Source organism: Vibrio sp. V23_P3S9T160, assembly GCF_963886625.1.
Lineage (GTDB): Bacteria > Pseudomonadota > Gammaproteobacteria > Enterobacterales > Vibrionaceae > Vibrio > Vibrio anguillarum.
On the sequence record NZ_CAWPDB010000133.1, the window covers coordinates 21,955 to 28,628 of the forward strand.

The window sequence follows — 6,674 nt, forward strand, 5'->3', positions numbered from 1 at the left end:
GAGATCGTAAGATCTCGGTTTTTAATGCGCTTCACAATGAGTCAGTGATTAGAACTCGCCGACAGCATCCTTTAGCTTCTTCATTGCATTTTTTTCTAGCTGACGAATACGCTCAGCTGAGACACCATACTCTTCCGCTAACTCTTGTAGCGTAGCTTTTTGATCATCCAACCAACGAGAGCGCACAATATGTTTACTGCGTTCATCTAAGCTAGCCAACGCCAAGCTTAAACGATTGTTGGTGTGATGCTCCCAATTCGCCGCTTCAATGTTATCCGCAAGATCCGAATGCTTATCTTCGAGATAAAGCACAGGTGCCGTGTAAGAAGAGCTCGAATCATCGTCTTCCGCCGACATTTCAAAGGTGGCATCTTGCGCGGCTAAGCGTGATTCCATTTCTCGCACTTCAGCCGGGTCAACGCCCAACTCACGGGCAACCGCTTCCACTTCACCGCTATTAAACCAGCCTAAACGCTTTTTCGATTTGCGTAGGTTGAAGAATAGCTTACGTTGCGCTTTCGTGGTCGCTATTTTTACAATGCGCCAGTTGCGTAACACATATTCGTGAATTTCAGCTTTGATCCAGTGCACAGCAAAGGAAACCAGTCTCACCCCAACTTCTGGGTTGAAACGCTTCACCGCTTTCATTAAGCCAATATTGCCTTCCTGAACTAAATCCGCCATGGGCAGGCCATAACCAGAATAGCCACGAGCAACGTGAACAACGAATCGAAGGTGCGATAAGATCAACCCTTTCGCCGCTTCAATTTCACCTTTGTAATGTAATCGCTCTGCGAGTGACCGCTCTTCTTCCGCGCTCAGCATTGGGTAGCTGTTCACTGAACGAATGTAGCTGTCTAAGCTGTCTTGTGAAACGAGAGCCATTTGATACGTTTGGTTTGTCATTCAATTCCTCATCAATTTCTGATCTGGAGTAATGGATGTTTTTAACCCGACAATCTTGAACCTAAAATGAACAAGATTCAAGCAAGGGGAAACTATTATGCATAAACAAGTCGCCTATACAAGTGCTGTGGCTAAAGCTAGCCAACAGTTATTGCCTACATATGACAATATTCAACTAAACTGGTTCAATTTCTTTTAAATGACGCTGCGCAGATACTTTTGCCGCTACGCATCCTAAGAAAGTACCGAGCATCAACAGCAGTAAGGATTCATCCCAACTTAGGCCAATAAGACGAAAACGGCTGTCATACAGTAGGGCAAGATCTTCAACGGCACCGTTCAATAAAATAGTCACAAAAGCGGTTAACAGCCAAGCGGCGAATGCGCCCAATAAACCAAACCACATGCCAGCATAGAGATAAGGACGCAAAATGTAGCGATCGGTGGCACCGATCAATTTCATGGTTTGGATCTCTTCTTTATTGGCTTGTACGTTAAAGCGCAAGGTGTTGCCCACAATGAGAAATACAGCGCCCAACATCAATACCGATAAACTCGCGACAATGATCGCCGCTAAAGTTCGAATGGCGTTTAACCTAGCAAGCCAATCTTCATCCAAGCGTACATCCGTGACGTCTTGTTCTGCTTGTATTTTTTTCGCCAGCGCTTTGATTTGCTCTTGCTGCTCAACTTGCGGGGTAACAATAAGCACGCCAGGTAAAGCGTAATCATCCAATAAACTAATGGCTTGTTCAAACCCGGCGTATTGACTCAGGTCATCCAATCCTTGCTGCGGTGAGATGTACTCCACGCTGGCGACATCGGCCAAACTTTCTAGCTCATCTTTCAACACCATAATTCGTGCTTCAGGTGTGCGCTCATGTAGATAGACACTGATCTGAGCAGGGCTGGTGACATTATTGGCTACAGACGCGATATTTTTGCTCAGCAGGTACATACAGGCTGGCATCGCAAGCGCCATCGAAATAACGGCGAGCGTTAAAATATTGCCGAGTGGGCGTGACCATAAACTTGAAAATGAGGCCTTGGCCTGCTTAAAGTGGATGGCTAAGAAACTATCGGTTTTGGCCCGTTTCGGTTCACGTGCTTTGGCATTCCTTTTATTCGACGACTTAACGGCCATAGTCTTCTACCTCGCTTAAAAAACCTTGGTTAAGTTCTAAATGACGATATTGAGGACGCGTGTTGACTAAGCTGATGTCGTGCGTCGCAAGCAAAATAGAGACTCCGGCACGGTTAAACTCTTCAAACAGTTTAAGCACACGGTTAGAAAGCTCTGGGTCTAAGTTACCCGTAGGCTCATCGGCCAGCAGTAAGGTAGGTCGGTTCACGACCGCTCTTGCGATACCCACTCGTTGCTGCTCACCCCCAGAAAGTTGGCTCGGTAAACAGCGTGCTTTGTCTAGCAGATCAGTTTTATCCAGCGCGGCTGAGACGCGACGCTTAATTTCATTTTCTGAAATCGATTCAATGCGCATTGGCAATGCCACATTGTCGTAAACCGTTCTGTCCATCAGTAAGCGATGATCTTGAAACACAATGCCGATGTTGCGGCGTAAAAAGGGAATATCTTGATTGGGAATACGCGTAATATCGTGACCGTTAAAGCTGATGCGCCCATCGGTTGGACGCTCAATCGCACAGATTAACTTCAACAAGGTGCTTTTACCGGCTCCGGAGTGCCCACCCAAAAACGCCATTTCTCCTCGGCGTAGGTGAAAGTCGACCTTTTGCAGCGCCTGACGGCCTCCGCGATACGCTTTGCTGACTTGTTGAAACTTAATCACTCGCTATTCCTCTCACCAGTCTCCATTGGATGATGAGGTGCTCATTGAGCACCCACGCACACTTACTCTTCGCGGCTAAACAGAGCTTCAATAAATTGCTGCGTTTCAAACGGACGTAAATCGTCAATCCCTTCGCCAACCCCAATAAAGCGGATCGGAATTTCAAACTGATCGGCCAGCGCAAAAATAACGCCGCCTTTCGCCGTGCCATCCAACTTGGTTAAGGTGATCCCAGTCACCGGGGCCACTTCACTAAAGAGTTTGGCTTGGCTGATGGCGTTTTGCCCAGTAGCGGCATCTAACGTCAGCATCACTTCATGCGGCGCTGATTGATCAATTTTTTTCATGACGCGCACAATTTTACGCAACTCTTCCATGAGGTTGCTCTTGTTTTGCAAGCGACCAGCGGTATCGGCGATCACCACATCCACGCCACGTGCTTTGGCGGCCTCAATCGCATCATAAATCACTGATGCGCTGTCTGCGCCAGTGTGCTGCGCAATCACTGGTACGTTGTTACGCTCGCCCCACACCTGCAACTGCTCAACAGCCGCCGCACGAAAAGTATCGCCCGCCGCTAAGATCACTTTTTTACCTTGAGCTTGAAACTGTTTGGCCAACTTACCTATCGTGGTCGTTTTGCCTACACCGTTGACGCCGACCATTAAAATAACGTAGGGCGTTTTTTGGCTATCAATCACTAACGGTTGCTCTACTTTGGCCAAAATGTCGGCCATTTCATCTTTCAGTAAACCGTAGAGTGCCTCTCCATCTTTCAACGCGTGGCGAGAGGCTTTTTCTGTCAGATTGCTGATGATTTTGAGTGTGGTTTCCATCCCAACATCGGCAATCAGCAGTTGCTCTTCCAGCTCTTCAAACAGCTCATCATCAATTTTCTTGCCTTTAAACAGACCAAAGAAACCCGCACCAATATTGGCTTTGGTTCGGCTAAGGCTGCGTTTTAAGCGTGCGAAAAAACTCTCGCTGGGTTTTTCTTGCTCTTGAATTCGTGCTTCTGCTTCTGCTTCTGCTTCTGCTTCTGCTTCTGCTTCTGCTTCTGCTTCTGCTTCTGCTTCTGCTTCTGCTTCTGCTTCTGCTAACGCAGTGTGTGGCTCTTCGATGGGTTGAGCAACTGCCGTCGTTTCTTGTTCTTGCTCAGCATCAACTGGTTCGACAAGCGTAGATGGCTCAAGCACTTGTTCTGTTTCGCTAGTTGATTTACTTGATTCTTCGTCACCAAAACCGAGCCAAGAGAGTAATCCACGTTTCTTTTTTTCCGTCATCTGGGGATATCCTAGATCTACCTAACTAACTACGACCCTTTTCTTGAAGGATTATCCCTCGTAAGAAAAAGAAAAATGACAAAGCAGTGAAAACTTTCCAATTAGATTGGTAAACTTTGTCATTATTGAAATTCAATGGCTATACCAAACCCGTTTCGGGTTGGCAGATTGGGTATAGTATCACTTTATTAGCGGTCAAAAAATCTATGGTAAGACGTCGCCAACAAAACTCATCACAAAATAAGCCTTCAACGGGCTTTGTTCGCATTATTAGTGGCTTATGGAGAGGTCGCAAACTGCCTGTTCATGATGCCCAAGGTCTGCGTCCCACAACGGATCGCGTCAAAGAAACTCTTTTTAACTGGTTAGCACAGGAGATCGCTGGTGCACACTGCTTAGATTTATTTGCAGGCTCTGGCAGCCTTGGGTTTGAAGCTGCCTCAAGGCAAGCACAAGCCGTGACGCTGATTGAGCTCAACCCGACGGCATTCAAACAGCTTGAACACAATATTGGTGCGCTCAACGCGACCAACTTACGAGCGATAAATAGTGATGCGCTGGCCTTTCTCAAGCAGCAAGGGACACCTCACCATCTGGTGTTCATCGACCCGCCTTTTCGACAAGGCTTATTAAGCGAAGCCGTCTCGCTTTTAGAACAAAATGGCTGGCTTGCCGATGAAGCGCTGATTTATATTGAGACGGAAAAAGAGTTGGCGCTAGAAGGCATCCCTGCTAATTGGCATCTGCACCGTGAGAAAAACGCAGGCCAAGTCAGTTATCGACTATTTGAGAGGAGCTCGGAATGAGAGTGTTACTGGTACTTGCAAAAGCGGCGATTGCTTTTGTTTGGTTGATTCTATTACTGAATATTTTCATGCCATTCCCCGGTAAAGCGGCGATTGCACTTTATATTATGACGGCATTTTTGTTCATTATGCACGGACTGCAAATGCTGATTTTTATCGGTGCGTTTGGTGACAAGATCAGCATGAGCCGTTGGGAAAAATGGTCGATTCTGGTATTTGGAGTCTTCGCACTGCTCGATATCCGCCGTAAACACATGATGTAAGTTAACGGTACAGAAAAAGCAACATAGGAAAAGCCGCTTCAAGTTCACACGATAGGCGGCTTTTTTATCCCCGAATCACAGCCCCATATAGCTTTTTACGCCATTTAAGAACATTTGCGTTGAGATCATAACTAGCAATAATCCCATCAAACGCTCGACCGCTTTTAAACCACGTTCACCCAGCACTTTGTGGAAGAAACCGTAGAACATCAAAATGATGAAAGTAGCGCCCCACGCGAGCAGTACAGAGGCTGACAGCTCAAGGAGTTTGTCAGGGTGCTGAGTCGAAAGAAGCAGTAAGGCCGCAATCACTGAAGGACCCGCGATCATCGGAATTGCCATCGGTACGATGAAGGGCTCTTCCCCCGCTGCTAATCCAGTAATGCTACCTGCACTAGGGAAAATCATTTTAATCGAGATGATGAAGAGAATGATACCGCCAGAAATGCTGAGAGTTTCCGGTTGCACGTGCAAAAAACCCATGATGTTTTTGCCAGCAAACAGGAACAACATCAAAATGATCAACGCAAAACAGAGTTCGCGCACCAGCACAACACGGCGACGTTTGGGATCAAGGTGTTTTAAGATGGAGAGCATGACCGGCAGGTTGCCAAGCGGGTCCATGATCAAAAAAAGCATGGTCGCCGCCGATAAAATATCCATCTCTCACTACTCACATCGATTTAAAGTGGCAGCAGTATATCAGCCCAGTCATGAGATTTCGATGCTCCTGAAAGTAACGATATAGATGAAGCGATAATGTTTACAAGGCCACCGAGGCAGAGATTAACGCTTGCGCTAATAAATAGCTGCCAGAAATAAGATAGCGCCCACAAGGCAATGGCCTGCGGTAATCGTGAATGGCTAACAAACTGGCCGAGAGCATCAGCACCAGACAGCCAACAAACCCGGCAAAGGCAGGCACTGTTTGCGTCTGCAGCCACAACTCTCCCGCCGCCCACGCCAACTGAACTAACATCATACCCATAATGGTTACGGGAAAGATCAAGGTGTCAATTTGCGGCAGCAATAGGAAAAAAGCCACAATACTGGTCGCAATCAAAAGGGCAGGTAACCACCACACCATAGTATCAGAAAGTTGCGCCCAGAAGGCTTTACTGTACATCAACTGTGCGACAAGAAAGCTAGCAAAACAGAGTTTTGAGTAGCGTTGCAACAGATGCAATGTGTCCGCGATTGCGGAAATAAGCAGACCGAGCGAGACCCATAAGATAGGAGAAGTGAGCTGCGTGGTATGGTTTAGAACTATCGCCACCAATAACAGCATACTGAGTGTTTTAAACATTACCGCTTGCTTGATTTTGTTACTTTCAACAGCCGAAATACTAATGAATCCAGACAAAGCAACGGAGAGCCAACTCCACATCTCATTTCCCCTTTAAAAATCTGCGGTCAGTGTAGGCATGTCATCATTGAAGTCCAGCAGATGAACGCAAAAATTGGATCTTGCTAGCGAATCGGAACGTTGGCTTTATTCAACAACAAAGAGTGCGAAAACAATCAAAGCTCACTCTTTACTCACTAACCCTCACTTTCAATCACCACAACGACACCCAGAGACATTCCACTCATTTACAATACACAAAC

At 46.7% G+C, this 6,674-nt stretch carries 8 protein-coding genes; 2 read left to right on the plus strand and 6 right to left on the minus strand.

Annotation, left to right across the window (positions count from 1 at the left end):
- Positions 1-48: 48 nt before the first annotated feature.
- The 4 genes from rpoH to ftsY form a co-directional block, all read right to left on the minus strand.
- Entirely contained in the window at positions 49-906 is an 858-nt protein-coding gene (rpoH, locus tag AACU59_RS11260; protein WP_013855491.1) for an RNA polymerase sigma factor RpoH, read from the minus strand.
- Between the two features lie 175 nt (positions 907-1,081).
- A complete protein-coding gene (gene ftsX, locus AACU59_RS11265) occupies positions 1,082-2,050 on the minus strand; it encodes a permease-like cell division protein FtsX (RefSeq protein ID WP_013855492.1) in 969 nt (322 codons plus the stop codon).
- Complete coding sequence (ftsE, locus tag AACU59_RS11270) at positions 2,040-2,714, minus strand: cell division ATP-binding protein FtsE (RefSeq protein ID WP_010316903.1); 675 nt, start codon at positions 2,712-2,714, stop codon at positions 2,040-2,042. The genes ftsX and ftsE overlap by 11 nt, the downstream gene beginning before the upstream one ends.
- A gap of 62 nt (positions 2,715-2,776) precedes the next feature.
- Positions 2,777-3,997, minus strand: coding sequence for a signal recognition particle-docking protein FtsY (ftsY, locus tag AACU59_RS11275; RefSeq protein WP_094145768.1), 1,221 nt, complete (start codon positions 3,995-3,997; stop codon positions 2,777-2,779).
- A 206-nt stretch (positions 3,998-4,203) separates the two neighbouring features.
- Here ftsY and rsmD point away from each other — a divergent pair, with 206 nt between their 5' ends.
- Both rsmD and AACU59_RS11285 read left to right on the plus strand, forming a co-directional pair.
- Positions 4,204-4,803 (plus strand): 16S rRNA (guanine(966)-N(2))-methyltransferase RsmD, encoded by a 600-nt coding sequence (gene rsmD / locus AACU59_RS11280; RefSeq protein WP_094145770.1) that lies wholly within the window; start codon positions 4,204-4,206, stop codon positions 4,801-4,803.
- A complete protein-coding gene (locus AACU59_RS11285) occupies positions 4,800-5,066 on the plus strand; it encodes a DUF1145 domain-containing protein (RefSeq protein WP_088731368.1) in 267 nt (88 codons plus the stop codon). The genes rsmD and AACU59_RS11285 overlap by 4 nt, the downstream gene beginning before the upstream one ends.
- A gap of 75 nt (positions 5,067-5,141) precedes the next feature.
- Here AACU59_RS11285 and AACU59_RS11290 read toward each other — a convergent pair whose 3' ends face one another.
- Both AACU59_RS11290 and AACU59_RS11295 read right to left on the minus strand, forming a co-directional pair.
- Complete coding sequence (locus AACU59_RS11290) at positions 5,142-5,729, minus strand: YhgN family NAAT transporter (RefSeq protein WP_017048588.1); 588 nt, start codon at positions 5,727-5,729, stop codon at positions 5,142-5,144.
- 100 nt (positions 5,730-5,829) lie between these two features.
- Positions 5,830-6,453: a lysoplasmalogenase gene (locus AACU59_RS11295; protein WP_017042061.1), complete on the minus strand. Its 624-nt coding sequence runs from the start codon at positions 6,451-6,453 to the stop codon at positions 5,830-5,832.
- Between the last annotated feature and the right edge of the window lie 221 nt (positions 6,454-6,674).